22 protein-coding genes and 2 pseudogenes are annotated in these 25,765 nt (G+C 71.9%); 14 read left to right on the top strand and 10 right to left on the bottom strand.

Going from position 1 to position 25,765, the window contains the following annotated elements; all coding sequences use genetic code 11:
- Nucleotides 1-90 precede the first annotated feature (90 nt).
- Nucleotides 91-1,059, top strand: a complete 969-nt coding sequence (locus tag ACRAWC_RS07190; protein WP_431347117.1) for an aldo/keto reductase — start codon at nt 91-93, stop codon at nt 1,057-1,059.
- A gap of 36 nt (nt 1,060-1,095) precedes the next feature.
- Here ACRAWC_RS07190 and trxA read toward each other — a convergent pair whose 3' ends face one another.
- Nucleotides 1,096-1,479 carry a thioredoxin gene (gene trxA, locus ACRAWC_RS07185; RefSeq protein ID WP_431347116.1) on the bottom strand — a complete coding sequence of 128 codons (384 nt, stop codon included), beginning with the start codon at nt 1,477-1,479 and terminating at the stop codon, nt 1,096-1,098.
- 154 nt (nt 1,480-1,633) lie between these two features.
- Here trxA and ACRAWC_RS07180 point away from each other — a divergent pair, with 154 nt between their 5' ends.
- From ACRAWC_RS07180 to ACRAWC_RS07165, 4 genes are all read left to right on the top strand, one after another.
- A complete protein-coding gene (locus ACRAWC_RS07180; protein WP_431347115.1) occupies nt 1,634-2,242 on the top strand; it encodes a glyoxalase in 609 nt (202 codons plus the stop codon).
- 108 nt (nt 2,243-2,350) lie between these two features.
- Nucleotides 2,351-3,676 carry an APC family permease gene (locus ACRAWC_RS07175; protein WP_431347114.1) on the top strand — a complete coding sequence of 442 codons (1,326 nt, stop codon included), beginning with the start codon at nt 2,351-2,353 and terminating at the stop codon, nt 3,674-3,676.
- A 121-nt stretch (nt 3,677-3,797) separates the two neighbouring features.
- Complete coding sequence (locus ACRAWC_RS07170; protein WP_431347113.1) at nt 3,798-4,817, top strand: LacI family DNA-binding transcriptional regulator; 1,020 nt, start codon at nt 3,798-3,800, stop codon at nt 4,815-4,817.
- Nucleotides 4,818-4,985: 168 nt separating this feature from the next.
- Nucleotides 4,986-6,278: an MFS transporter gene (locus ACRAWC_RS07165; RefSeq protein ID WP_431349384.1), complete on the top strand. Its 1,293-nt coding sequence runs from the start codon at nt 4,986-4,988 to the stop codon at nt 6,276-6,278.
- 90 nt (nt 6,279-6,368) lie between these two features.
- Here ACRAWC_RS07165 and ACRAWC_RS07160 read toward each other — a convergent pair whose 3' ends face one another.
- Nucleotides 6,369-7,649, bottom strand: coding sequence for an MFS transporter (locus ACRAWC_RS07160; RefSeq protein ID WP_431347112.1), 1,281 nt, complete (start codon nt 7,647-7,649; stop codon nt 6,369-6,371).
- Between the two features lie 128 nt (nt 7,650-7,777).
- On the opposite strand from ACRAWC_RS07160, the pseudogene ACRAWC_RS07155 reads away from it, so the two are divergent.
- Nucleotides 7,778-8,872: pseudogene (locus tag ACRAWC_RS07155) on the top strand (glycerate kinase); the annotation flags it as partial.
- A gap of 145 nt (nt 8,873-9,017) precedes the next feature.
- Here the strand turns inward: ACRAWC_RS07155 and xylB are convergent.
- From xylB to ACRAWC_RS07140, 3 genes are all read right to left on the bottom strand, one after another.
- A complete protein-coding gene (gene xylB, locus ACRAWC_RS07150; protein ID WP_431347111.1) occupies nt 9,018-10,451 on the bottom strand; it encodes a xylulokinase in 1,434 nt (477 codons plus the stop codon).
- Nucleotides 10,452-10,557: 106 nt separating this feature from the next.
- Nucleotides 10,558-11,751, bottom strand: a complete 1,194-nt coding sequence (gene xylA, locus ACRAWC_RS07145; protein WP_431347110.1) for a xylose isomerase — start codon at nt 11,749-11,751, stop codon at nt 10,558-10,560.
- A 95-nt stretch (nt 11,752-11,846) separates the two neighbouring features.
- Nucleotides 11,847-12,812, bottom strand: coding sequence for an acetylxylan esterase (locus ACRAWC_RS07140; protein WP_431347109.1), 966 nt, complete (start codon nt 12,810-12,812; stop codon nt 11,847-11,849).
- A 79-nt stretch (nt 12,813-12,891) separates the two neighbouring features.
- Between ACRAWC_RS07140 and ACRAWC_RS07135 the strand changes: the two genes are divergently transcribed.
- From ACRAWC_RS07135 to ACRAWC_RS07105, 7 genes and pseudogenes are all read left to right on the top strand, one after another.
- A complete protein-coding gene (locus ACRAWC_RS07135) occupies nt 12,892-13,914 on the top strand; it encodes a LacI family DNA-binding transcriptional regulator (protein ID WP_431347108.1) in 1,023 nt (340 codons plus the stop codon).
- 116 nt (nt 13,915-14,030) lie between these two features.
- Entirely contained in the window at nt 14,031-15,221 is a 1,191-nt protein-coding gene (locus ACRAWC_RS07130) for a Gfo/Idh/MocA family protein (RefSeq protein ID WP_431347107.1), read from the top strand.
- Between the two features lie 107 nt (nt 15,222-15,328).
- On the top strand, nt 15,329-16,021 hold the full coding sequence (locus ACRAWC_RS07125) for a ThuA domain-containing protein (RefSeq protein ID WP_431347106.1): 693 nt from the start codon (nt 15,329-15,331) through the stop codon (nt 16,019-16,021).
- The gene (locus ACRAWC_RS07120) at nt 16,006-17,103 is read left to right on the top strand and encodes a Gfo/Idh/MocA family protein (RefSeq protein ID WP_431347105.1); all 1,098 of its coding nucleotides are present in this window, start codon (nt 16,006-16,008) and stop codon (nt 17,101-17,103) included. Before ACRAWC_RS07125 ends, ACRAWC_RS07120 begins: the two co-directional genes overlap by 16 nt.
- A 51-nt stretch (nt 17,104-17,154) precedes the next feature.
- A complete protein-coding gene (locus ACRAWC_RS07115; protein ID WP_431347104.1) occupies nt 17,155-18,339 on the top strand; it encodes an ROK family protein in 1,185 nt (394 codons plus the stop codon).
- Between the two features lie 367 nt (nt 18,340-18,706).
- Nucleotides 18,707-19,887 (top strand): annotated as a pseudogene (locus ACRAWC_RS07110) (multidrug effflux MFS transporter).
- A 97-nt stretch (nt 19,888-19,984) separates the two neighbouring features.
- Nucleotides 19,985-20,674, top strand: coding sequence for a phosphatase PAP2 family protein (locus ACRAWC_RS07105; RefSeq protein ID WP_431347103.1), 690 nt, complete (start codon nt 19,985-19,987; stop codon nt 20,672-20,674).
- Here ACRAWC_RS07105 and ACRAWC_RS07100 read toward each other — a convergent pair.
- Nucleotides 20,646-21,515 (bottom strand): aminoglycoside phosphotransferase family protein, encoded by an 870-nt coding sequence (locus tag ACRAWC_RS07100; protein ID WP_431347102.1) that lies wholly within the window; start codon nt 21,513-21,515, stop codon nt 20,646-20,648. The genes ACRAWC_RS07105 and ACRAWC_RS07100 overlap by 29 nt on opposite strands.
- Before the next feature lie 42 nt (nt 21,516-21,557).
- On the opposite strand from ACRAWC_RS07100, the gene ACRAWC_RS07095 reads away from it, so the two are divergent.
- Entirely contained in the window at nt 21,558-22,229 is a 672-nt protein-coding gene (locus tag ACRAWC_RS07095) for a GNAT family N-acetyltransferase (protein WP_431347101.1), read from the top strand.
- 6 nt (nt 22,230-22,235) lie between these two features.
- Here the strand turns inward: ACRAWC_RS07095 and ACRAWC_RS07090 are convergent, their stop codons facing one another.
- From ACRAWC_RS07090 to ACRAWC_RS07075, 4 genes are all read right to left on the bottom strand, one after another.
- Nucleotides 22,236-22,802 (bottom strand): hypothetical protein, encoded by a 567-nt coding sequence (locus tag ACRAWC_RS07090; RefSeq protein WP_431347100.1) that lies wholly within the window; start codon nt 22,800-22,802, stop codon nt 22,236-22,238.
- Entirely contained in the window at nt 22,802-23,044 is a 243-nt protein-coding gene (locus ACRAWC_RS07085) for a hypothetical protein (RefSeq protein ID WP_431347099.1), read from the bottom strand. The genes ACRAWC_RS07090 and ACRAWC_RS07085 overlap by 1 nt, the downstream gene beginning before the upstream one ends.
- Before the next feature lie 129 nt (nt 23,045-23,173).
- Nucleotides 23,174-24,679 (bottom strand): alpha-N-arabinofuranosidase, encoded by a 1,506-nt coding sequence (locus tag ACRAWC_RS07080; RefSeq protein WP_431347098.1) that lies wholly within the window; start codon nt 24,677-24,679, stop codon nt 23,174-23,176.
- A 376-nt stretch (nt 24,680-25,055) separates the two neighbouring features.
- On the bottom strand, nt 25,056-25,703 hold the full coding sequence (locus ACRAWC_RS07075) for a TetR/AcrR family transcriptional regulator (protein WP_431347097.1): 648 nt from the start codon (nt 25,701-25,703) through the stop codon (nt 25,056-25,058).
- Between the last annotated feature and the right edge of the window lie 62 nt (nt 25,704-25,765).

Genomic DNA, 25,765 nt, shown 5'->3' with positions numbered 1-25,765 from the left:
CCGATCGCGGTACTCGCAGTACCTCCCTCTCGTGCCTGTGCGGCGCGTAACGTCGGAGGCACGACGTCCGAGGCACGAGGAGAACGAACGATGGAATACACCCGACTGGGGTCGACGGGCCTCCCGATCAGTCGCATCGCGCTGGGCTGCATGAGCTTCGGCGACCGGACGCGCGGCTTCAACGAATGGGCGCTGGACGACGAGGGCGCCGCACCGATCTTCCGCCAGGCCGTGGAGGCCGGCATCACCTTCTGGGACACCGCCAATGTCTACGGCTTCGGCAGCTCTGAGGAGATCGTCGGGCGCGCCATCCGCGAATACACCACGCGTGAGGACATCGTGCTGGCGACCAAGGTGAACTTCACGATGCACGACGGCCCCGGCGGCGCCGGGCTCTCGCGCCGGGCGATCCTCGAACAGATCGACGCGTCGCTGACCCGGCTGAACACCGACTTCGTGGATCTCTACCAGATCCACCGCTTCGACCCGCTGACGCCGGTCGAGGAGACGATGGAGGCGCTGCACGACGTGGTCAAGGCCGGCAAGGCGCGCTACATCGGCGCCTCCTCGATGTGGGCGTGGCAGTTCGCCAAGCTCCAGCACGCGGCCGACCTCGGAGGCTGGACGCGGTTCGTCACCATGCAGGACCAGTACAGCCTGATGATGCGTGAGGAGGAGCGCGAGATGTTCCCGCTCCTGGCCGATCAGGGCGTCGGCAGCCTGCCGTGGAGCCCGCTCGCGAAGGGCCGGCTGACGCGTCCGTGGGGCGAGCAGACGCTCCGCGCCGAGACGGATCCGCTCCAGGCGCGCTTCAGCGAGGCGCACGACCGGCCGATCGCGGAGGCCGTGCAGCGCGTGGCGGAGGCGCGCGGCGTCCCGATGGCCCAGGTCGCGCTGGCCTGGGTGCTGCGCAACCCGGTCGTGGACGCGCCGATCGTGGGGGCGACCAAGCCGCACCACCTCCCGGACGCTGTCGCGGCCGTGCACCTGGAGCTGACGGACGACGAGGTGCGGCAGCTCGAAGAGCCGTACCTGGTCACGATGCCGACAGGGTACTGAGCGGAGCCCGCATCCACCTGACAGGACGGGCGGGGCCTACGCCCCCGGTGCGGCCTCGCCGGCCTTGGCCTCGGCGATCGACGCGCGCACGGCGTCCATGTCGAGGGCCTTCACCTGGCCGATGAGGTCCTGGAAGGCCGGGGCGGGGAGCGCGCCGGGCTGCGAGAACACCAGGATGCCGTCGCGGAACGCCATCAGCGTCGGGATGGAGGTGATGCCGGCGGAGGCGGCGAGCGACTGCTCGGCCTCGGTGTCCACCTTGCCGAAGACGACATCGGTGTGCTCCTGGGACGCCTTCTCGAAGACCGGGCCGAACATGCGGCAGGGGCCGCACCATTCCGCCCAGAAGTCGACGAAGACGATGTCGTTCCCGGTGATCTGGGACTCGATGTTCTGAGCGGTGAGCTCGACGGTTGCCATGAGGTCCTCCTGCGGGTCGAGGGAAGTCGTTGAGCGGTTCCGGTGTGGAAGGCCGCACTGAATCGAACGGTACGCCTTCGGGCGGAATTCCCGCGCGCCCATCGAGCAGGAATGGAGAAGCCGCCCGCCTGTGCCCGCGCCTACCGTCATTCCCATGACCTCCATCGACCACATCACCCTCGAGGTGGCGGACGTCTCCGCCGCCCAGCAGTTCTACGACGCCGCCTTCGGGCTCGGCGACCGGGTGCGCGTGCGCGCGTCCGACACACCGTCCACCGGCTTCCGCGGCTACACGGTTTCCATCACGGTCGCCCAGCCGGCCGACGTCCACGCCTTCGTGGAGTCCGCGCTCGCCGCGGGCGCGAGGACGATCAAACCCGTCGCCAGGTCGCTCTGGGGCGTCGGCGGCACCGTGCAGGCGCCCGACGGCGCCCTCTGGAAGATCGCGACCTCCGCCAAGAAGGACACCGGCCCGGCCACACGGACGGCCGAGTCGGTCGTGCTGCTGCTCGGCGTCGACGACGTGAGCGCGAGCAAGCAGTTCTACGCGGGGCGCGGGCTCCCGGTCGGCAAGAGTTTCGGCTCGTACGTGCAGTTCGACCTGACGGACAGCCCGGTGCAGCTCGGCCTCTACAAGCGGCGCGCGCTCGCCAAGGACGCCGGCGTCCCGGACGACGGCTCCGGCTCGCACCGCATCGTCATCGGCGGCGACAGCGCGGCGACCGATCCGGACGGCTTCGCCTGGGAGGCTGCAGCCCGCTGATTGGTGCGGGCGGATCAGGATCGGCTCCGGGCGGGGATTGGCGGCGGATAGCCGATCGCTGGCCGCCGATGGACGGCGGATGTCGGTCGTCCACGCCAGGATGGACCAGTGACGGAAAGCGCGCCCTCGACCACTCGCGTCCCCCCGGCGCAGGCCGTCGAGCACCGCGGACATCTCGGCGTCGCCGGCGGAACCGCGCTCTACGTCGCGGCGGTCCTCGGCACCGGAATCCTCGTCCTCCCCGCGCTCGCCGCCGCCGCGGCCGGGCCGGGCGCCATCCTCGCGGTCGCCGCCCTCGCGCTCATCTCCATCCCGTTGGCCGCGACGTTCGCCGCGCTGGCCCGCCGCCACCCCGACGCCGGAGGCGTCGCGACGTTCGCACGCCGCGCGTTCGGCCCGACCTCCGCGCGGATCGTCAGCTACTGGTTCTTCTTCGGCACCCCGATCGGCGCTCCCATCGCCGCGCTGATGACCGCGCGCTACGTCGTGGCGGTGATCGGCGGCGACGCCGCGCAGACGATCGTGATCGCGATCGCCCTGATGGTCGTGCCCGTCGCGGTGACGGCGTTCGGCGTCCGCTTCGCCGCGTCCGTGCAGCTCGTGCTCTCCGGGGCGCTCATTGCCGTGCTCGTCTTCGTCCTCGCCGCCGCCGCGCCGCACGCGCGCGCCGAGAACCTCCAGTCCCCGCTTCCGCACGGCTGGTCGGGCGTCGGGCTCGCGATGAGCCTCTACATCTGGGCGTTCGCCGGGTGGGAGGCCGTGGCCGGGATCGGCGGCGAGTTCCGCAACCCGCGGCGCGACATCCCGCGCGCGACCGCCCTGGCCCTGGTGATCGTGTCGGTCGCCTACCTCGCGATCCAGACCGTGACCGTCGCGGTACTGGGCGGCCGCGCCTCCACGTCGGCGGTGCCGCTGCTCGACCTCGTCTCGGTCGCGACGGGCTCCGGCGGCGGGATCGTCGTGGCGGTCATCGCCGCCATCGTCGTCACGGGCGTCTTCAACGCCTACCTCGCCGCGTTCAGCAAGCTGGGCGCCGCGATGGGCCGCGACGGCGACCTCCCCGCCTGGTTCGGCCGCGGCGCCGAGAACGGCGCGGTGGCGCGCCGTGGGCTGCTGCTGTCGGCGGTGGTCATGGCGCTCTACTCGGTGGTGGTGCTGGCCGGCGGCGACCTCCAGCCGTACATCCTGGTGCACACCAGCATCGCTGCTGCCGTCTACGGCCTCGGCGTCGCCAGCGCGATCGTCCTGCTGCCGACCCGCTCTCCGGGGTGGTGGATGGCGGTGCTGTCGGTCGTGTTCGCGGCGGGTCTCCTGGTGCTGGCAGGCTGGCACCTGGTGTTCCCGGCCGGGATCGCACTCATCGCGACCCTGGTGGGAGTGCTGGGCCGGTGGAGGTCGCGGCGGAAGTCGCCCACTCGGGCCTCGGCCGACTGAGCCCGACCCGCGCACCCGACCCATCCCGTCCCGGACAGCCCATCCCGTCCCGGACAGCCCATCCCGTCCCGGACAGCCCATCCCGTCCCCGACAGCCCATCGCGTCCCGGATAATAGGCGCGTGACCCACGACCCCGCGCAACGCGCTGCGAGCATCCGAGACGTCGCACAGCTCGCGGGTGTCTCGCACCAGACGGTCTCGCGGGTCATCAACGACCACCCCAGCATCCGGGAGTCCACGCGGCAGCGGGTCCTCGCCGCGATGGAGCAGCTCCAGTACCGGCCGAACCGTGCCGCGCGGGCCCTCGTCACCGCCCGGTCCCGCACCCTCGGCGTGCTCTCCACGACCGCCGCGGCGCTCTACGGACCGGTGTCCAGCATCAACGCGGTGCAAGGCGCCGCACGCGAGGCCGGCTACTACCTCGCCGTCGCCCAGATCCCCGAGCTGACCGACGCCGGGATCGCCGCGGCGCTCGACCACCTACTCGCCCAGGCGGTGGAGGGCATCATCGTGATCGCACCGCAGGACCTGGTGCTCGAGCACATCTCGAGCGCTCGCCTCGCCGTCCCCTACGTGACCCTGCAGGGCGGCTCGGAGTACGTCGCGCGCGAGCTCACGGTCGATCAAGAGGCCGGCGCCCGCGCTGCGACCGCGCACCTGATCGGCCTCGGGCACCGTCGGATCGTCCACCTCACCGGCCCGCTGGCCTGGTTCGAGGCGCAGGCGCGCACGGCAGGGTACGCGTCCGAAATGGAGGCCGCCGGCCTCCCGGTGCCCGCGCTGCTGGAGGGCGATTGGTCGGCCGAGTCCGGGTACCGCTCCGCGCAGTCGGTCGTCCGCGACCCGGCGACGACCGCGGTCTTCGCGTCGAACGACCAGATGGCGCTCGGGGTCTACCACGCCGCCCGGGAGGCCGGTCGCCGCATCCCGGAGGACCTGAGCGTCGTCGGCTTCGACGACATCCCGGAGGCCGCCCACTTCTGGCCGCCGCTGACCACGGTGCTGCAGGACTTCACCGAGCTCGGCCGCCGCAGCGTCGAACGCCTGGTCGCCGAGATCGAGGGCGGCGAGGAGCCGGTGCCGGCGAGCCTCCTCCCCGTGTTGATCGTGCGCGCCTCCACCGCCCCCGCTCCGGGCTGAACCGCCGAGTACGCAGACAATCTGCGTACTCGGCAGTTGCTCGGCCGCTGTCCCCGGGTGGTCGTAGGCTCGGAGGATGAGCACGGACGGGGGCCCCACGGTCGCGCCCGGGCGCCTCGCCAAGCCGGAGGGGTGCTCGCGCCGCGCTACCGCTGGGTGAGCATCGGCATGTGCCTGCTCGTCACCCTGGCGGCCTTCGAGGCGCTGGCGGTGACGACGATCATGCCCACCGTCAGCCACCAGCTCGACGGCGCCGGACTGTACGCCTTCGCGTTCGCCGGGCCGCTGGCCGTAGGAGTCGTCGGCATGGTCGTCGCCGGCAGCTGGTGCGACCGCGGCAACCCGCGCACCGTCCTGTTCACGTCGGTCGGGCTGTTCGCGGTCGGCCTCATCCTGGCCGGGCTCGCCCCGACGATGGCGCTCTTCGTCACCGGCCGCCTCGTCCACGGGCTCGGCGGCGGTGCGCTCACCGTCGCGCTCTATGTGATCGTCGCACGCGTCTACCCGCCGCGGCTGCACGCCCGCATCTTCGCCGGCTTCGCGGCCGCGTGGGTGATCCCCTCGCTGATCGGGCCCGTGATCGCGGGCGCTGTCGCCGAGACGGTCGGGTGGCGGTGGGTCTTCCTCGGCGTCGTGGCCCTGGTCGTCCTCGCGATGCTGATGGTCGTGCCCGCGATGCGCGGCCTGCACGCGCCCGATCAGCGGCCGGCGGGAGGTCGGCGCGAGCTGGCTCGCGCCGGACTGGCCACGCTCGTGGCCGTCGCCGTCCTCGCTCTCACGCTCGCCGCCGAGGCGCGCGGACCCGTTCAGTGGCTGGTCCCGGTGTTCGCCGCCACCGGCGCGATCGCCGCGCTCCGGCCGCTGATCCCGGCGGGCACGCTGCTGGCGCGCCGAGGCCTCCCGAGCGTCGTCCTGCTGCGGGCGATCGTCGCGGGGACGTTCTTCTCGGCGGAGGTCTACGTCCCGCTGCTGATGGTCACGCAGTACGGTGCGTCGCCGGCCGTCGCGGGCCTCGCGCTGACCGCCGCGGGCCTGAGCTGGGCTGCGGCCTCCTGGGCGCAGGGCCGGTTCCCGGCCATCGGCCACCGTCTCGCGGCCCGGCTCGGCGCGCTCGGACTGACCATCGCGATCGCGTCGCTGCTGGTGACCGCGCTGACCGGCGCCTCCCCGGTGCTCGTCGTGGTCGGCTGGGCGTTCGCGGGCGCCGGGATGGGGATCCTCTACCCGCGCCTCGGCGTCCTCACCCTGGAGTACTCGACTCCCGCCGACCAGGGCTTCAACAGCTCGGCCCTATCGATCGCGGATTCCACCGGCTCGGCCATCGCCCTGGCGACGACGGCGATCGCCTTCTCGGCGCTCGGCGGAGCTGCGTCGCCGACGGCGTTCGCGGGCGTGTTCGCCGTGAACGGGGTGCTGTGCCTGGCCGCGTGGATGTGCGGCGGCCGGATCGTCCGCCGCTGACCCGTCAGGGATCGAACAGGGGTCGCAACATGCCGTCAATCGGCGGGCATACCGGCGTGTTGCGACCCCTGTGACGACAGAGGCGGTCGGTCAGGGAGCGGAGGGCGCCGCCTCGGCCTCCCCGGCCTCGCCACGCACCCCCGCCGAGTCCGACGGATCGCCCTGCCGCCGGCTCGCCAGCAGGAACGGGATCCCGATCAGCTCGATCGCCCCGCCGATGACGAGCGACGTCCCGTACCCCCACAGGTCGGCCGCACGTCCGAGCGCCGGCTGGATCACCACACCGCCGAGGCTTCCGAACAGCGAGTCGAACGACAGCACGGTCGCGCGCTGCTTCGACGGGATCATGTCGTTCACGTACGCCTGCCGCACCGGCCCCGCCACCGCGAAGACGAACCCCCAGATCACCAGCAGGACCACCGCGAACCAGAAGAACGCCGTCAGTCCCATCGCCACCAGGATGACGATGCTGGTGAGCGACGCTCCGATGATCGTCGTCGTCCGCTTGGCGAACAGGCGCCGGAGCCGCGGCGCCAGGATGCCGCCCGCCACCTGCGCGAGCGACAGGATGGCCGCCGCGAGCCCGGCGACCGAGTACGCCTTCGGGTCGCCGTACAGTTCGAGCAGGTACGGCTGGAGGGCGTAGAAGGCGTAGATCCCGACCCCGGACGCGAACGGCGCCGACAGGATGACGTATCGCACAGAGCGCTTCCGCATCCCGTGCTCGATCGACTGGGCGAGGACGTTCCTGGTCGCCCGCCACGGTCCCATCGACTTGTCCGGGGTGAAACCGATGTCGCGCATCGTGACGAACGCGAACACGAACATCAGTATGAGCACCCCGGCGCGCAGCAGGAACGGCACCCCGAGGTTCGTCGCCTGCGCGATCACCCCGCCCAGCACGGACCCGGCGAACATCGCCACCCCGGTGACCACGAGCGCGCGACCGAAGACGGACTCCAGGCTCCCCGTGTACTCCGTCGCCGCGAGCGCGTCGACCAGCCACGCGTCCGTCGCGCCGGAGAAGAAGGTGAAACCGAGCCCGAGCAGCATGGAGGCCACCGCCCACCAGAAGAACGGCGCGTGCCACAGCCAGAGCAGCCAGTAGAGCACAGTCGAGAGGGACAGGGTGATCGTGCCGAGCAGGTAGGACGCGCGGCGCCCGATCGTGTCGGCGACGACCCCGGTGGGGATCTCGAAGATGACCATCCCGGCCGTGAAGAACGCGTTCGCGGCGAAGGCCTCGAAGTTGGTCAGCCCGGCGTCGAGGAGGAAGAGCGTGTTGATGCCCCAGATGAACGACGCGGCGAGGGTGTTACCGAGGAGGAGTGTGAGGTAGACGGCCTGGACCCGGCGGGCGGTGGGGATCATAGCCGTGGAGGTACTGGTGCGTTCATGCGGACATCTTCGTCCGGTCGGGGGCGCGGTGCCAGAGCCGGGACGGGCGAGTCCGTCGTTCGCGAGCCGTGGCGCCCGGTGATCTGTGCCAGCCTGTGGGGATGAGCACCGTCGTCTTCGCCCCCGACTCCTTCAAGGGCACCGCGACCGCGACCGAGGTGACGTCCGCGCTCGCGGCGGGATGGTCGTCGGTCCGCCCGGACGACGACATCGTCCTCGCGCCGATGGCCGACGGAGGCGAGGGCACTCTCGACGCGTTCGAGGTCGCCGTGCCCGGGTCCACCCGGCGGTCCGTGCGCGTGACCGGACCGGACGGCGCTGCGCGGGACGCGAGCTGGCTCCTGCTGCCCGACGGAACCGCCGTCGTCGAACTGGCCGAGACCAGCGGGATCGGGCTGATGCCGGCGCTCGCGCCCTTCGACGCGCAGACGACCGGATTCGGCCAGGCCATCGCGGCGGCGCTCGACGCGGGGGCGACGGGGCTGCTGCTCGCGATCGGCGGGAGCGCCTCCACGGACGGGGGAGCCGGGATGCTGACGGCGCTCGGGGCGCGGTTGCTGACTGCGGCCGGAACCGCCATCGCGCCGGGGAACCGCGGCCTCGCCGCCCTCGACCGGGCCGAACTGGGGTCGCTGAGGGCGCGTCCCGCAGGAGGTGCGCGCGTTCTGAGCGACGTGACCAGCCCGCTGCTCGGACCTCGGGGGGCGGCCTCGGTGTTCGGGCCGCAGAAGGGCGCCGGTCCGACGGACGTGCCCGTGCTGGAGGCCGGGCTCGCCCGATTCGCGGACGTGCTCCATGAGTCCGGGGTCGCCGTGGATCCCTTCGCACCCGGTGCGGGCGCTGCGGGCGGGACCGGCTTCGGGCTGCTCGCCTGGGGAGCCGCGATGGCGCCGGGCTCGGCCGCCGTCGGCGAGGCGCTGAGCCTGCCCACGGTCGTGGCCTCGGCGGATGCGGTGGTGACGGGGGAGGGACGCTATGACGACCAGTCGGCGGCGGGCAAGGTCGCGGAGTATGTCGCGGGCCTGGCCCGGGCAGCCCGGATCCCCGCGCTCCTGGCCGCCGGCTCGATCGCGGCCGAGCCACGCGGGTTCGCCGGCGTGGCGTCGCTGTCCGAGCTCGCCGGAGGCTCGGCCGCCGCCATCGCGGACCCGCTGCGCTGGGCGTCGGCGGCCGGCGCCGCGCTCGCGCGCGGCTTCGCCGCTGCTGGCAACGGAGGAGATTCCCCGCTGGCCGGCGCTGACAACAGTCAACGGAGGAAACCGGCCCGTTCCGCGCGCCGATCTCCTCCGCTGACCGCTTTTTCGGCCGGTCGCCGACGGGAGGTCCTCCGGGGGCGACCGCCTACAGGTACTGCCGGCGCTGCTCCCGGATCACCGTGCGCGTGTCCACCGCCAGCGGCGCCGCCGCCGCCACGGTCCACGACGGCCGCTCACCGGTCAGCGCCCACGCCGCCTGCACGGCTCCGCCATCGGCGACGTACTCGCCCGGCGCCGGCACGACGACCGGCGCGTCGAACACCTGTGCCGCGATCGCCGCGACAGCCCGGTTCTGCGCCGCCCCGCCGATCAGCACGATGCGCTTCTCCCGCACGCCGACCGCGCGCACGGCGTCGAGCCCGTCGGCGAGACCGCACAGCATCCCCTCGATGGCCGCGCGCGCGAAGGTCGCCGGGCGCGTGCTCGCGATGGTGAGCCCGTGGAGGCTGGCTGTGGCGTCCGGGAGGTTCGGCGTCCGTTCGCCCTCGAAGTACGGCACCAGCACGACGCCCTCCGCACCGGGCTCCACGGACAGGGCGAGCTCGGCGAGGGCGTCGAAGTCCACCGAGAGCAGGCCGGCGACGGAGCTCAGCACGCGGGCCGCATTGAGCGTCGCGATGAGGGGGAGGCTGAGGCCGCTCGCGTCGGCGAAGCCGGCGACGGTCCCGGTCGCGTCCGCGATGGGGGCGTCGGTCACGGCGAACACGGTGCCGCTGGTGCCGATGGACACGACCACGTCGCCGTCCGCTGCGCCCAGGCCGAGAGCCGCGCTCGCGTTGTCGCCCGCGCCCGGGCCGACGAGGACGCCGTCCGGGGTGCGGCCGGCGACGTCCGCCGGGCCCAGCACGCGGGGGAGGATGACGGCGTCGGCCGAGGTGGAGGTCGTACCGGCCTCCCGCCCCGCACGTCCCAGCGCCCGCTCGAACAGCTCGACGTCGTATGCCCCGGATGCCGCGCTCCAGTATGCCGTCCCGCTCGCATCCGACCGGTCCGTCGTCAGGGCCTCCAGCTCCGGGCCGAGGGGGCTCTCGTCCGCGGGGCCGTAACCCAGCAGTCGCCAGGTCAGCCAGTCGTGGGGGAGGGCGACCGCGGCGACGCGTGCCGCGTTCGCCGGCTCGGCGTCGCGCAGCCAGCGCAGCTTGGTCGCGGTGAAGGAGGCCACCGGCACCACTCCGACCCGCGCGGCGTACGCCCCAGCGCCGACCTCGTCGATCAGGTCGCGCGCCGCCTGGGCGCTGCGGGTGTCGTTCCAGAGCAGCGCGTCGCGGATGACGCGGCCCTCCGCGTCGAGCACCACCATGCCGTGCTGCTGGCCGGCGATGGAGATCGCGGCCACGTCGGCGAGGCCGCCCGCGGCCTCCAACGCCTCCTGCAGCGCGCTCCACCAGGCGGCCGGGTCGACCTCCGTGCCGTCCGGGTGCACGGCCCGGCCGGAGCGCACGAGCGCCCCGGTCTCCAGGTCGCGCACGACCACCTTGCAGCTCTGCGTCGACGAGTCGACTCCCGCAACCAACGTCACCTGCGTTCCTCACTTCTCCGGGATTAATCGATCGAGGGGCACGTGTACGCCCTCAAAACTGCTGGATGACGGCGTTCACGTGCCCCTCGGCGAAGGATGGGTCCGGTCAGCCGCGGGCCCCGAGCAGGTGCTCGAGGGCGAGCTGCTGCAGGCGCACGAAGCCGAAGCCCTTGGCGCCGAAGTAGGCGCTCGCGTCGAAGTCCTCGTACGCGCTTCGGTCGGCGAGCAGGTCGTCGTAGCTCTCGCCGGCGCCCAGGGTCGACTGCGACAGCTCGTTCACGCGCGAGGCCTCCAGTGCCGCCTGCACCTCGGGGTCGGCGCGGAACGCCTGCGCCCGCTCCTTCAGCAGCAGGTAGGTGCGCATGTTCGCGGCGGCCGAGTCCCACACGCCCGTGATGTCCTCGGTGCGCGACGGCTTGTAGTCGAAGTGGCGCGGGCCGTCGTAGGCCTGGCCGCCGTTGGGGCCGCCGTGCTCGAGCAGGTCGACGAGCGCGAAGGCGTTCTGGAGGTCGCCGTGGCCGAACACGAGGTCCTGGTCGTACTTGATGCCGCGCTGGCCGTTGAGGTCGATGTGGTAGAGCTTGCCGTGGTACAGCGCCTGGGCGATGCCGGCGGCGAAGTTCAGGCCCGCCATCTGCTCGTGGCCGACCTCGGGGTTGAGGCCGACGAGCTCGGGGCGCTCCAGCGAGTTGATGAAAGCGAGGGCGTGGCCCACGGTCGGCAGCAGGATGTCGCCGCGCGGCTCGTTCGGCTTCGGCTCGATCGCGAAGCGGATGTCGTAGCCCTTGTCGGTGACGTAGTCGCCCAGCAGGTTGACGGCCTCCCGGTAGCGCTCGAGCGCCGCCTGGATATTCTTGGCCGAGTCGTACTCGGCGCCCTCGCGGCCGCCCCACATGACGAACGTCTTGGCGCCGAGCTCGGCGGCCAGGTCGAGGTTGCGGAGCACCTTGCGCAGCGCGAAGCGGCGGACGGCGCGGTCGTTGGAGGTGAAGCCGCCGTCCTTGAAGACCGGCGCGCTGAACAGGTTGGTGGTGACCATCGGCACGATGACACCGGTGTCTGCGAGCACCTGCTTGAGGCGGTCGATCTGCTTCTGGCGCTCGGCGTCGGTCGAGCCGAAGGCGAAGAGGTCGTCGTCGTGGAAGGTGAGGCCGTAGGCGCCGAGCTCGCTGAGCTTGGTCACCGCCTCCACCACGTCGAGCTGGGGGCGGGTCGGGCCGCCGAACGGGTCGGTGCCGTTGTAGCCGATGGTCCACAGACCGAACGAGAACTTGTCGGCGCGGGTGGGGGTGAGGCTCATGGAAGGTTCCTTCAGCGTCGTCGGTGATTTGTTGTTTCGATAAACTTATACCAGGACCGACGCCCGAGCGCCACTCCGCGCCGGCTGCCGAGGGCTCACATCCGCGACGCCAGCCACGCCGCCTGCTTCTGCCAGTGCGCCGCCTGGCCGCCCTCGTGGTCGTTGAACGGGTACACCTCGATCGTGCGGTCCTCCGCCGCCAGGTGGTTGTACGCCGCGAACGTCGTGGACGGCGGCACCACCGTGTCCATCAGCGCGACCGAGAACAGCGCAGGCGCCTGGATGCGGCGGGCGAAGTTCACGCCGTCGAGGTACGACAGCGTGTGGAAGGCCGCGTCCACCTGGTCGCGGTGCACCGCCAGGTAGGTCGTCAGCTCCTGGAACGGGCCGCCGGCCGCGACCTCCGCGCCACGGCGGTACGCGCAGAGGAACGCGACATCCGGCAGCACCGCCTGGACATCCGCCAGCGCGCCTGCGGCCAGGGCGATCCCGCCGCCCTGGCTGCCGCCGGTCACGGCGATCCGCGCCGGGTCGACGAACGGGAGGGCGCGGGCGGCGTCGACCGCTCGCACCGCGTCGGCGAACACCCGGCGGTAGTAGTGCTCGCGCGGGTCGTGGATGCCGCGGGTCATGAAGCCCGGGGTGGCGGGCCCGGAACCGTGCGGGTCGGCGGTCGCGCCTCCCGTGCCCCACCCGCTGCCCTGGCCGCGGGTGTCCATGAAGACGTGCACGTAGCCGGCGAGCGCCCAGTCGACGTTCTCGCCGGCGAGGCCGCGGCCGCCGCCGTAACCCTGGTACTGCACGACCGCCGGCAGTGGGCCGTCGGCGTGCAGCGGGCGCGACACCCAGGCGCGCACCGGTTCGCCGCCGAAGCCGGGGAAGGTCAGGTCCTCCACGATCAGTTGCGTGACCGGGGTGTTCGCCGGCGCCAGCACCGGCTCGCCCCCGGCCGCGCGAGACTCCGCGATCGTCGCTTCCCAGAACGCGTCGAAGTCGGTGGGCTCCTCGACCTCCGGGCGGAAGTCGATCAGTTCGGGGAGGGTGAGGTCGGTGAGCGGCATTGGTCTCCTCGGGAGGGCGAGTGTGGAAGTTTCGCGGGACAACGCGAAAGCCTGGCCGACATTGTGGCACAGTGTCTGCATGCCTGAACCGACCGTTGCGCCGAGCCGTCCGACGCTGGAGGCGATCGCGCGGCAGGCGGCGGTGTCGCTCTCCACCGTGTCGAAGGTCCTGAACGGGCGCCCGGGTGTCTCGGCGCCGACCCGCGCGCGCGTCGAGGAGCTGCTGAACGACTCCGGCTATGCGCGCCGCGGCGTCCTCCCGGAGCGCGGAGGGCTGGTCGAGCTGGTGGTCACGGATCTGGTCAGCGAGTGGTCGGTCGAGATCATCCGGGGTGTCGAGCGGATCACGCGGGAGGCCGGCTTCGTGCTCGCCCTCTCCGCGCTCGGCGACCATCTCGAGCCCGGCCGGGACTGGATCTCCGGCGTGCTCAGCAGGAAGCCGGTCGCGGTGATCCTGCAGTTCTCGAATCTGACGGCCGAGCACCGGCAGCGGCTGCGCACGCGCAACATCCCGTTCGTCGTCGTGGACCCGGCGGGCGACCCGCCGCCGGACGTCCCGGCGATCGGCGCGACCAACTGGGCGGGCGGGGTCACGGCGACGCGGCACCTGATCGACCTCGGCCACGAGCGGATCGCGGTCGTCTCCGGGCCGCCCGACCTGATGTGCTCCCGCGCACGGGTCGGCGGATACCAGTCCGCGCTCGCCGAGGCCGGGCTCCGGGCCGACCCGGCGCTCGCCGGCGTCGGCGAGTTCGGTCGCGCGGACGGAGTGCGGGAAGGTCGCCGCCTGCTCGACCGTGCTGACCGCCCGACCGCGATCGTCTGCGGCAACGACCTGCAGGCGCTCGGCGTGATGGATGCGGCGTTCGCGCTCGGGCTGGACGTGCCGGGCGACGTGTCCGTCGTCGGTTTCGACGACGTGGCGCCGGCGTCCTGGGCGCGGCCGGCCCTGACGACCGTGCGTCAGCCGTTGCAGGAGATGGCCGAGGTCGCGACGCGCACCGCACTGCGCCTGCGCGCCGGCGAGGTGGAGAACACCCGGCTGGAGCTGGCGACCTCCCTGGTCGTGCGCGATTCGACGGCGGCGCCGGCCGCTCGCTGAGCGACGGTAGTAGAAAGTTTTCCAAGCAACGGCCGAAACTTGCGTGGTGCCTCGCGGCCGGTTAGCGTCACGCACGGACACCGAAACAGCACGCACGACGCGAAGGAGCGGGACGGATGACTTCACCGGCACGGGAGCTGCGGGTGGCGATGGTCGGCTACGGCTTCATGGGCGCTGCCCACTCGCAGGGCTGGCGGGTGGCTCCGCGGTTCTTCGACCTGGCCGCCGAGCCGGTCATGGCCGCGATCGTGGGACGCGACCCCGACCGCGTGGAGGGCGCCCGCCGCAAGTTCGGCTGGCAGCGCGCCGAGACCGACTGGCGTCGCGTCGTCGAGGACCCGGCCATCGACGTGATCGACATCTGCTCGCCCGGCGCCTCCCACGCCGAGATCGCGATCGCCGCGCTGGACGCCGGCAAGCACGTGCTCTGCGAGAAGCCGCTCGCCAACACCGTGGCCGAGGCGGAGGCGATGGTCGCCGCCGCCGAACGCGCGGCCTCCCGCGGCGTCCGCTCGATGGTGGGCTTCAGCTATCGTCGGGTCCCGGCGATCGGCTACGCCAGGCGCCTCGTGCAGGAGGGCCGGCTCGGCGCGATCCGCCAGGTGCGCGCGCTCTACCTGCAGGACTGGCTGACCGACGAGAACGGGCCGATGACGTGGCGGCTCGACAAGGAGGCCGCAGGCTCCGGCTCCCTGGGGGACATCGGCGCGCACGCGATCGACCTGGTCGAGCACCTGACCGGCTCCCGGCTCGACTCGGTCTCCGGCACCCTCGCCACGTTCGTGGAGGAGCGGCCGCTGCTCGGCGAGACCGTGGGGCTCTCCGGCACGGCCTCCGCCGAGCGCGGACGGGTGACCGTGGACGACGCCGCCTGGTTCACCGCGCGGCTCGACGGTGGAGCGGCGGCGGGCGCGATCGGCGCGTTCGAGGCGACCCGCTATGCGACCGGCCGCAAGAACTCGCTGCGGATCGAGCTCAGTGGCTCCCGCGGCGCGATCGCCTTCGACCTGGAGGCCATGAACGAGCTGCAGTTCTACGACGCCACCGCGCCGGCGGGGGAGCAGGGCTTCACGCGGATCATCGTGACCGAGCCCGAGCATCCCTACATGGCGAACTGGTGGCCCACCGGCCACGCGATCGGCTACGAGCACGCCTTCAGCCACCAGATCAAGGACTTCGTCGATGCGGTGACCGGCGGCGCCGACCCCGAGCCGTCGTTCGCCGACGGCCTGCACGTCCAGCGCGTGCTGGCCGCAGTGGAGACCTCCGCCGCGACCGGCAGCGCCTGGACCCCCACCGCCGCCTGACGCCCCTACTCACCCTGCCCCCAACCGTCGAGTACGCCCGAAATCAGCCCGGAACCGTCGAGTACGCGAACAATCCGCGTACTCGGCGGTTTCGATCGGAAGGAAACATGACCAGACAAGCCCTCGTCGTCCGCGGCGGCTGGGACGGGCACATGCCCGTCGAGACCACGAACCTCTTCATCCCGTTCCTGGAGGAGAACGGCTTCGCCGTGCGGGTGGAGGAGGGGCCCGCCGTCTACACCGACGAGCCGTTCATGGACACGGTCGACCTCGTCCTGCAGATCAACACGATGAGCACCATCGAGCCGGCCGAGTTCGCCGGTCTGCAGCGCGCGGTCCTGAACGGCACCGGGATGGCCGGCTGGCACGGCGGCATCGCCGACTCCTACCGGAACAACGCGGATTATCTCCACATGATCGGCGGCCAGTTCGCGCACCACGCGGGCAAGAATCCGGCCGAGCGCACCGGCGAGCAGTCCGACAACTACATCCCGTACACGGTGCACATCACCGACTACGGCAAGGCGCACCCGATCACCGCGGGAATCGAGGACTTCGACCTGGTGACCGAGCAGTACTGGGTGCTGAGCGACGAGTACAACGACGTCCTGGCCACGACGACGCAGAGCGTTCGCCCGTGGGATGCCTGGAACCGCCCGGTCACCGCCCCGGCCATCTGGACGCGGCAGTGGGGCAAGGGCCGCATCTTCGTCTCCGCTCCGGGCCACCGGCTGGAGATCGTGGAGAGCCGGCCCGTGCGCACCATCATCGAGAGGGGGCTGCTGTGGGCAGCACGCTGAACGTCGGAGTGATCGGAGTCGGCGTCATCTCGGCGCAGTACTTCGCGGAGTTCCCGAAACTGCCGAACCTGCGTCTGCGCGCGGTCGCCGACCTCGACCTCGACCGGGCCAGGACCGTCGCCGCCGAGCAGGGCGTCGAGGCGATGACCGTGGACGAGCTGCTGGCGCATCCCGAGGTGGATGTCGTGCTCAACCTGACCATCCCGCTCGCCCACGCGGACGTCGCGCTGCGTGCGCTCGCGGCGGGCAAGCACGTCTACGGCGAGAAGCCGCTGGCGCTGACGACCGCGGAGGCGGCGCCGGTCCTGGCACGCGCCGACGAGCTCGGGCTGCGGGTCGGCTGCGCTCCCGACACGGTGCTCGGGACGGGCATCCAGACCGCTCGCGCCGTGCTCGACGACGGCCGGATCGGGATGCCGCTCGGCGCAGCGGTGGCATGGACGGCGCCCGGCCACGAGCTGTGGCATCCGGCGCCGGCGTTCTACTACCAGCCGGGAGGCGGCCCGCTGTTCGACATGGGCCCCTACTATCTGACCTCGCTCGTGACGTTCTTCGGGCCGGTCGTCCGCGTCTCCGGCGCGACGCGACGCTCGGAGCGCTCGCGCACCATCGCCACCGGGCCGCACGCCGGCGCCGAGCTGCCGGTGGACGTGGACACGCACGTCACCGCCATCCTGGAGCACGCCTCCGGAGTCGTCTCGACGGTGACCGTCTCGTTCGAGGTGTGGGCCTCCCGCGTGCCGCTGTTCGAGGTGTACGGGACCGCAGGAACACTCGCCGTGCCCGACCCCAACCACTTCTCGGACGCGGTGCTCGTCGCGACGGCGGACGACCGCGAGTTCCGCGAGGTGGAGACGGCGGGCGGCTACGCCGACGCCGGCCGCGGCTTCGGCCTGGCAGACCTGGCCCGCGCGCTCGAGACCGGTCGACCCCACCGCGCGTCGGGCGAGCTGGCCTTCCACGTGCTGGAGATCATGGAGGCGGTGCTGGAGGCGGGCGCGCGGCACGAGGTGGTGACGCTGACCTCCACGGTCGAGCGGCCCGAGGCGGTGCCCGTGGGGGCGCGGCCCGAGACGTGCTGAGGCGCCGCGCGTCCGCCGCGCCCCGCGACCTGTAATACAGTGACCGGGACCATGAACGGCAGGACGACGGCGGGGACGAACCTCGACACGGTGCGGCGGCACAACCTCTCCGCCGTGCTCGGGATGGTGCACCGCGAGGGCCCGCTGGCGCGCTCGGCGCTCACCCAGGCGACCGGGCTCAACCGGTCGACCATCGGCGCGCTCGTCGCCGAGCTGGGCGAGTTCGGGCTCGTGCGCGAGCGCGAGCCGGAGAACAGCAACAGGGTCGGGAGGCCGTCCCCGGTCGTCGCCGCCGACGGCCGCGTCGTCGCGCTCGCCGTGAACCCGGAAGTGGACGCCGTCACCGTCGGGGTGGTCGGGCTCGACGCGCACGTGCACCGCCGGGTGCGCTATCCCACCGGGCACGTGCCGACCGCCGCGGAGGCCGCCGCCATCGCCGCCGCCGTGATCGACGGGCTGCGGCCCGAGCTGGCGGCGGCCTCCCGGGTCGTCGGGGTCGGCGTCGCGGTGCCCGGACTCGTGCGCGAGGAAGACGGCGTCGTCCGGCTCGCCCCGCACCTGGAGTGGGCGGAGGAGCCCTTCGCGGCGGAGCTCGCGGAAGCGACCGGCTATCCCGTCGCAGCGGCGAACGACGCCAGCCTGGGCGCGAACGCCGAACGGCTGTTCGGCGCGGGGCAGGGAGCGGCCGACCTCGTCTACGTCAACGGCGGCGCGTCCGGCATCGGCGCGGGCGTGATCGTGGGCGGGAGGCCGCTGACCGGCATCAGCGGTTACGCCGGCGAGCTGGGTCATACCCTCGTCAACTCGGCCGGCGTGCGCTGCCACTGCGGTGCGATCGGCTGCTTGGAGACCGAGGTCAGCCAGCGCGCGCTGCTGCAGGTGCTCGGACTGGCCTCCGCCGATCCGGACGAGCTCTCGCGGGCGCTCGGTGCGGCCGTCGCGTCCGGCGACGCGGCGGTGCTCGCCGAGGTGGACCGCCAGCTCGGTTTCCTGGCGACCGCGTTGCGCAACGCGACCAACGTCTTCGACCCCGAGCGGATCGTCCTCGGCGGGTTCCTCGGCGCGCTGCACGAGCTGGCGCCCGAGCGACTGCCGGCACTCGTCGCGTCGCAGGCGCTCTCCGCCTCCGCCGAGACCCTCACGATCACACGCGCCGCCCTCGGCAGCGACATCCTCATGATCGGCGCCGCCGAGCTCGCCTTCGCCCCGCTCCTCGCGTCCCCCTCCGCCTCGTAGGCACCCGCCGAGTACGCGCGAAATCAGGCCAAAACCGCCGAGTACGCAGAGAATTCGCGTACTCGGCTGATGGCGCGCTGGGCTGGGTGGGCGGCGGCTGCTGCGGCGGCGGAGTCGTCGGCTGTTGTCCCGCGAAATCGGGACAATGCGCACGTTCACATTTCGGTGCGGAAGGTTGTAAGCTGGACACGCGCCCGAGATCGAATCGATTCGAACGGGCGGCTCCCAGCACCGCGATCCCGTCGCGGTGCTGTCGTTTTGCGTCCAACGTCGGGCGCGTGCCCCCTCCCCACACGCCCTCCAGCAGAAGGACTCTTTCGTGACCACCGTCGTGCATCCCGGCGACTCGCTCACCGGCCGCCAGCGAATGTCGTACATCCTGATCCTCGGCGCGCTCACCGCGCTCGGGCCGTTCACGATCGACATGTACCTCCCGGCGCTCCCGACGCTGGAGTCCGACTTCCACGTCTCCACGGCGATGATCCAGCTCACGCTCACGGCGACCACGATCGGCTTCGGGCTCGGCCAGCTCCTGGTCGGCCCGTGGTCGGACAAGATCGGCCGCCGCCTCCCGCTGATCGCCGCCACCGGCGTCCACATCTTCGCGTGCCTCGCTGCGGCGATCTCGCCCAATGTGGAGCTGCTCGGCATCGCCCGCGCGCTGATGGGCATCGGTGCCGCCGCCGGCGGGGTGGTCGCGATGGCGATGGTCCGCGACCTGTTCGGCGGGCGTCCGCTCGTGCGGATGCTGAGCCGCCTCGCGCTCGTCAACGGGCTCGCGCCGGTCCTCGCGCCGGTGCTCGGGTCGTGGCTGCTGCTGGTCATGCCGTGGCGCGGCATCTTCGTCGTGCTCGCCTGCTACGGCGTGTTCGTGATCGCCTGCGTCTCGCTGTGGATCGCCGAGACCCTCCCGAAGGCGCGCCGGCACGACGCCGGCCACTCGACGGTCCGCCAGCGCTACCGCTCGGTGCTGAGCGACCGGGTGTTCGTCGGCATCGCGATCGTGGGAGCCGCCAACTTCACCGGCCTCTTCTCGTACCTGTCGGCGAGCCCGTTCATCTTCCAGGGCCTCTACGCGTTCACGCCGCAGGAGTACGGCCTCCTGTTCGCGGTCAACTCGATCGGCATCATCATCGGCGTGCAGTCGGCGGCGCGGCTGACCAAGTACGTCGGGCCGCAGTGGATCCTCGCCGTCTCGACGGCCGTCATGCTCCTGGCGTCGGTCACGATCGTAGTGCTCGACCAGGCCCACGTCGGCCTGTGGGGGTCGCGATCCCGCTCTGGTTCTTCATCGCGGCGTGCGGATTCGGCTTCCCGTGCGTGCAGGTGCTGGCCCTCAACAACCACGGCCACGAGGCCGGGACGGCGGCGAGCCTGCTCGGCGCGCTCAACTTCGGCGCGGCCGGCGTGTTCTCGCCGATCGTCGGGCTGCTCGGCACCGGCAGCGCGGGGCCGATGGGCTCGATGATGGCGATCTGCGCCGCGGTGTCCATTGCGTCGCTGTGGCTGGTCGTGCGGCCGCGGACGGTGCCGGAGCTCGCGCACTAGGGTAGTTCGCACTCGTGCCGGGCCTGGCGCACCCGCACCCCGACCAGCACCCGCGGGCCGGGCCGGGCGGGACGACCTTGCGCGGTACCGTGATCCCATGACCGCCACGCCGCCGCTGCACGTCGCCCGGCGCATCCAGCGCCGCTGGCCGCTGATCTCCGCGTCCGTCGCCATCGGCCTGGTACTGGTGCTCGGCGCGATCATCGCGCTCCGCCCGACGGAGCCGTTCGCGCTCGACCTGGAGTGGATGGCCGAGGTGATCGAGCACCGTTCGCCGGTGTGGACCGCGCCCGCGCTGTTCTTCAACTACGTGGGCGGCGGCATCATCGGCTCGGTCGTGATCCCGGTGGTGGTCTTCCTGCTCCTCTTGGCGTTCCGAAGGCCCTGGGGCGCCACCTTCTTCGCGGTCGCGAGCGTTCTGTCGGTGATCTGCGTCCAGGTCCTCAAGCACACGGTCGGTCGGGCGCGGCCCTCGGAGATCCTGGTGGTCTCCGATACCGGTTCATTCCCGTCCGGGCATACGGCGAATGCGGCCACGATGGCGGTCGTGTTCGCCATCCTGTTCCCGCGCGTCTGGGTGTGGTGCGTGGGCGGCGCGTGGGGCATCCTGATGGCGATCAGCCGCACCTACCTCGGCGCGCATTGGCTGAGCGACACCCTCGGCGGACTGCTGCTCGGCGCCGGTGTCGCGGTCATCGTGTGGGCGCCGCTGGCATACAAGCTGGCGGAGGAGAGCACCCGGCCGCACCCGTTCTTCCTCAGCAGACCGGGCCAGGCGAAGACGTAGCCGGAGGCGCGTCCAGCGCGCGCGTCGCCTCGAGGCCCACGGCCACCGCGACCGCCGCGTCCCCGCCGCCGCGCTCCGTCCACGCCGCCGAGAGGCCGGCCCAGGCGAGCGCCCAACGCAGCATCCGCCGCTGCGGGATCCCGGTCTCCGCGGCGATCACCGCCACGGCGCGCTCCAGCCGTCCTGGAGCCAGCGCCACGTCCGCGGAGGGATTGCAGAGGATGTTCGCGAAGTCGAACGCCGGATCGCCGTGGAGGTGCTTGGGGTCGATCGCGAGCCAGCCGTCCCGACCGAAGTCGAGAACGTTGCCGTGGTGGAGGTCGCCGTGCAGCACGACGTCGCCCTCCGGCGCGGCGAGCAGCGCCCGGGCTTCGGCCGCGGCACGCGGGAACATGCCGTCGTGGGCATGCGGCCGCGTCGCGGCGTGCTCGAACAGCTCGGCGAACCAGCGCGGGAGGTCGAGCAGCACGTCCGGTCGCGGCCGCCCGGTGACCGAGTGCAGGCGCACCGCGGCACGGCAGAGGACCCGGGTCGCCTCATCGTCCCCGTCCGGGCCGGAGGCCGCCAGCGACTCCAGCGAGCGCCCGCCGGTGGCCCGCGCGAGCACGAGCGCGTCACCCTCCGCCGCGAGGACCGGCGCCGCGCCGCCGCCGTCCCACCAGCGGAGGACGCGCCCTCCCGCAGCCTCCTCGGCGTGCGTCGCGAGCTTGAGGAACGCCGGCCGGCCGTCCAGCACCACCGGTTGCAGCGCGCTCGACGGCGTGGAGAAGGCGGGGCCGTCCGGCGTCAGGGCCCAGCGCGCCCGCCACGGCGCGAGCAGTCCGTCGGGATCGCGCTCCATCAGACCAACCGGCTCTCGGCCGCGGCGGCGTGGGCTCCGGGCGTGAGGCGGCCCGAGCTCGGCGGCCCGGCGACGGTGGACGAGGTCACGCTGCCATACTTTCACGATGACTACGATCCGCCCGTACCGTCCGGCCGACCGTGCGGACGTCTACGACATCTGCGTCAGGACGGGCGCGAGCGGCGCGGACGCGCGGGGCTCTACTCCAGCGACGCCCTCCTGCCCGACGTCTTCGCCGGACCCTACGTCGAGTACCAGCCCGACCTCGCGTTCGTGGTCGACACGGGCCGGCGCGTCGCCGGCTACGTGATCTCGGTGGCGGACAGCCAGGCGTTCGCCGACTGGTATGACGCGCACTGGCTGCCGGGGTTCCGCGAGCGCTATCCGCTGACGGAGGCGACCTCCCAGAAGGAGCGGGAGGCCATCGGATTCGGGCTCGACCCGCACGAAGCGATCGTCCCGGAGGTCGACCGCTTTCCTGCGCACCTGCACATCGACCTGCTGCCCGAGTTGCAGGGTCAGGGCTACGGTCGCCGGCTCATCCGCGAACTCCTCGCAGCGCTGCACGGTCGGGGCGTGCCGGGCGTGTTCCTGAGGATGTCGCCCGCGAACACCGGCGCGATGGCGTTCTACCGCCGGCTCGGCTTCGAGGAGCTGCCCTCCAGCCGTTCGGACGCGCCGGCACTGGCGATCGCGACGAACGCGGACGTCTGAGCGGCCCTAAGGGAACCGCGGCATCCGCTCGAACCAGTACAGCAGCTCGGGCGACCGCCGCCGCAACTGCGTCATCGTCAGGAAGTCCTCGGGGCGCGTCACCGGAACGTCGAACTCGTCGGCGACCAGCTCCATGTCCGCAGCCGACCAGAACTGCCCGCGCATGCGGATGAGCGGCCGACCGTCGTGTCCGGTGATGAAGAGCTGGGGGAGGGTGTCCAGTGTGCTGCCGTCGTAGAGCCGCACCAGCAGGATGGAGCCGACATCGACCGAGCGCACGAACCGGGTCCGACCGAAGAAGCCGCGCTCCCGGACGCCGTCCGGCTGGAGCGTGATCGTCGCGCTGAGGAACGCGTACACGCCGAGGATCGTCGCCAGCACGACCAGCACGTGGACGGACAGGACGTACTTCCACTCCCCGTTCGGGATGGTGAGCCAGTACAGCACGGCGAACACGGGCGTGGTCAGGGCGAGGATGGCCGTGAGCCCGCGCGCGAACAGGTCGCGGTACGGGCGGAGAACAGTCCCCCTCGCCACGTCCGTGCCGACCCCCGATTGCTGATGGTTGCTCATCAGACCGAGCTTGACGGATTCCTCGGGTCTTTTGTAGCGGCATTTTGGGGGACACGGCGTTCCACTTCCGCGAGGTGCTTCACACGCAGGGAGCGCACCCGGAAGGCGGACAGGATGGTCGCCAGCACGCCCACGGCGAAGAGGATCACCGTGGCGGGGTCGTGCATGGAGCGGCCGATCAGCAGGGTCACCACGCCGAGCGCCACGGTAGCGCAGAGCTGGGAGAGCATCGAGCCGGTCATCGTACATATCTAACATACCCAGGCTCCCGCCGCCAATCCGAGTCCGCCGCACAGCGACCGAAGGGCGCATGAACGCCCTCATCCGCGCGGGATGAGGGCGTTCACGTGCCCCGGGGAGAGTGTGCGGGGTCAGCCGAGCGCGACCGCTGTCCAGGAGACCGGCGGCAGCTCCACCGTCAGGACGCCGTCCGCGAGCGTCGCCGTGGTGTTGGCGCGCAGCCCGACGCGCTCGGGCTCGGCGAGCGTGTTCTTGGCGTACACGTCGTCATCGAACAGGCTCAGCGCCTCCTGGACCGCGCGCGCGCCCAGGTCGCGCACGTCGATCCTGACCGTCTCCGTGTCGGTGAGGCTGCGGTTGACCAGGAACACCGCCGACGCGCCGGTGGCCTCGTCGTGCGTCGCGACCGCGTCCACGACGTCCGCCGTGCCGTGCGCCGCGGTGTCGTAGCTGCCGGTACAGACGGCCGGGCGCAGCACCTCGCCGCGCGCGAGCCGGCTGGTGACCGAGAACGGGAAGAAGGTGGTCTGCCGCCAGGCTGCGCCGCCCGGCTCGCTCATGATCGGCGCGATCACGTTGACGAGCTGGGCGAGGGAGGCGCTGCGGACCCGGTCGTGGTTCTTCAGCAGTGTGATCAAGAGGTTGCCCACGACCACGGCGTCGGCCACCGAATAGACGTCCTCGAGCTGGCGCGGGGCGACGCGCCACTCGTCGTTGACCTCCTGGGAGGCCTGGTGCTCGTCCAGGTACCAGACGTTCCACTCGTCGAACGAGATGGCGATCTTCTTGGCGCTCTTGCGCTTGGAGCCGACGTGGTCCGCCGCGGCGACCACCGTGTCGATGAAGAACTGCATGTCCACCGAGGAGGCCAGGAACGATCCGAGGTCGCCGCCGCGCTCCTGGTAGTAGGCGTGCGCGGAGATGAAGTCGACGTGGTCGTAGGCGTGCTCCAGCACGGTGCGCTCCCAGTCGCCGAAGGTCGGCATCCCGGAGCCGGACGACCCGCAGGCGACGAGCTCCAGGTCCTTGTCGGCCATCTTCATGGCGGCCGCGGTGCGCGCAGCCAGCTTGCCGTAGTCGTCGGCGGTCATGTACCCGGTCTGCCAGGGGCCGTCCATCTCGTTTCCGAGACACCACATCCGGATGCCGTGCGGCTCGACCGTCCCGTTGGCGATGCGCTGGTCGCTGAGCGCGGTGCCGGACGGGTGGTTGGCGTACTCGAGCAGGTCGAGCGCTTCGTCGATCCCGCGCGTGCCGAGGTTGACCGCGAGCATCAGCTCGGAGCCGGTCAGCTTCAGCCAGCGCGAGAACTCGTCCAGCCCGACCTGGTTGGTCTCCAGCGAGTGCCAGGCGAGGTCGCGGCGCACCGGGCGCTGCTCGCGCGGGCCGACGCTGTCCTCCCAGCGGAACCCGGAGACGAAGTTGCCGCCGGGGTAGCGGATCGTGGTCGAGCCGAGCTCCTTCACCAGCTCGACCACGTCGAGACGGAAGCCGTCCTCGTTGGCGGCCGGGTGGCCCGGCTCGTAGATGCCGTCGTAGACGCAGCGGCCGAGGTGCTCCACGAACGATCCGAAGATGCGGCGGTCGATCGTGGCGACCCGGGCGGAGCGGTCGAGGGCGATGTGGGTTTCAGGCATGTCTGCTTCCTAGTTCTACAACGTTATAGAGAACATGATCGCGGCAGAATGTGACCGTGTCAAACACGCCTGTTCCTCGGCAGTGTCAGCCGGCGGCGGATCCCGAGGATTCGCGGGGGATGAGGCGGAACGGGACCAGCTCTCCTCCGGCGTGAACGGGGCGGAGCCTCCTTCGATCCGGCGCGCCAGCACCTCGACGGCGGTGCGCGCGATCTCCTCGCGGCCACGCCCGCTCCTGTCTTGTGCCTGCCTGGACGACCTTGCAACGTTGCGCGACCATGCTCCGTGCCACGTTTCGTGCCGAATGTCGGCTTTCGCCGCGCCGAAGCCCGCATTCGTGCCGAATGTCTAGCCGCTCGGCGTGCGGGCAGCGCAGTCAGGCGTCGTGCACGTACGAGTCCAGCTCCGGCCCGGCGTGGAGGACCCCGTTCACGATCGCCTCGATGGCGAACTCGCTGGCCCCGGCCAGATCGACCGCCTTCGGGTCCAGCAGCCACTGAAGCTGGAGCCCGTCCATCACGGCGAGGATCGACGCGGCGGCGCGGTCGATCGTGCCAGGGGCGGTCACGCCCTCCTGCGCGCAGAGTGCCCGGAAGGCGGCGTCGACCTCGACCCGGAGGTTGCGGTACCGCTCCTGGAAGTAGGCCTTCGCCGGGTGGTCCTCGGTGACCGACTCCGCGGAGAGCACGGTGAAGACCTGGACGATTCCCGGCCGCAGCGCGTTGCGCTGGGCGGTGGCGACGAGGTGCGCGAAAAGCGCTGGGCCACCGGGGATGTGCTGGTCTACGAGGTGGGCGACGTCGTCCCTGTCGCGGAACTCCAGCACCTCCAGGAGCAGGTTGTTCTTGGACCCGAAGTGGTGCAGGACGCCCGCATGGGTCATCCCGACCTGCTCGGCGATATCGGAGAGCGTGCCGTTCGTGGACCCTTTCGTGCCGAACGTCTCGATCGCCGCCCGCAGGATGTCGATGCGCTTCTGCTCGGTCTCCGGGCGCGTACCGGTGCCGTTGCCGCTGATGGCCATTTCCGTCGCTCCTGCCGTGCTGGTTGCGGCCGAGCTTACCAGCCAGTAACCTCGCCTCGATC

This window comes from Leifsonia sp. L25 (assembly GCF_050632895.1).
The sequence above is the reverse complement of the archived record's forward strand: the minus strand, read 5'-3'. Positions and strand labels throughout refer to the sequence as shown.

Bases quoted from the DNA above. Each gene is read 5' to 3' on its own strand.
- ACRAWC_RS07165 (WP_431349384.1), top strand. From the start codon at position 4,986: ATGTGCCTGCTCGTCACCCTGGCGGCCTTCGAGGCGCTGGCGGTGACG.
- ACRAWC_RS07085 (WP_431347099.1), bottom strand. From the start codon at position 23,044: ATGACCGGCTCGATGCTCTCCCAGCTCTGCGCTACCGTGGCGCTCGGC.
- ACRAWC_RS07075 (WP_431347097.1), bottom strand. From the start codon at position 25,703: ATGGCCATCAGCGGCAACGGCACCGGTACGCGCCCGGAGACCGAGCAG.
- ACRAWC_RS07180 (WP_431347115.1), top strand. From the start codon at position 1,634: ATGACCTCCATCGACCACATCACCCTCGAGGTGGCGGACGTCTCCGCC.
- ACRAWC_RS07100 (WP_431347102.1), bottom strand. From the start codon at position 21,515: ATGGAGCGCGATCCCGACGGACTGCTCGCGCCGTGGCGGGCGCGCTGG.
- ACRAWC_RS07090 (WP_431347100.1), bottom strand. From the start codon at position 22,802: ATGAGCAACCATCAGCAATCGGGGGTCGGCACGGACGTGGCGAGGGGG.
- ACRAWC_RS07160 (WP_431347112.1), bottom strand. From the start codon at position 7,649: ATGATCCCCACCGCCCGCCGGGTCCAGGCCGTCTACCTCACACTCCTC.
- ACRAWC_RS07140 (WP_431347109.1), bottom strand. From the start codon at position 12,812: ATGCCGCTCACCGACCTCACCCTCCCCGAACTGATCGACTTCCGCCCG.
- ACRAWC_RS07130 (WP_431347107.1), top strand. From the start codon at position 14,031: ATGACTTCACCGGCACGGGAGCTGCGGGTGGCGATGGTCGGCTACGGC.
- ACRAWC_RS07115 (WP_431347104.1), top strand. From the start codon at position 17,155: ATGAACGGCAGGACGACGGCGGGGACGAACCTCGACACGGTGCGGCGG.
- ACRAWC_RS07135 (WP_431347108.1), top strand. From the start codon at position 12,892: ATGCCTGAACCGACCGTTGCGCCGAGCCGTCCGACGCTGGAGGCGATC.
- trxA (WP_431347116.1), bottom strand. From the start codon at position 1,479: ATGGCAACCGTCGAGCTCACCGCTCAGAACATCGAGTCCCAGATCACC.
- ACRAWC_RS07105 (WP_431347103.1), top strand. From the start codon at position 19,985: ATGACCGCCACGCCGCCGCTGCACGTCGCCCGGCGCATCCAGCGCCGC.
- xylA (WP_431347110.1), bottom strand. From the start codon at position 11,751: ATGAGCCTCACCCCCACCCGCGCCGACAAGTTCTCGTTCGGTCTGTGG.
- ACRAWC_RS07080 (WP_431347098.1), bottom strand. From the start codon at position 24,679: ATGCCTGAAACCCACATCGCCCTCGACCGCTCCGCCCGGGTCGCCACG.
- ACRAWC_RS07125 (WP_431347106.1), top strand. From the start codon at position 15,329: ATGACCAGACAAGCCCTCGTCGTCCGCGGCGGCTGGGACGGGCACATG.
- ACRAWC_RS07190 (WP_431347117.1), top strand. From the start codon at position 91: ATGGAATACACCCGACTGGGGTCGACGGGCCTCCCGATCAGTCGCATC.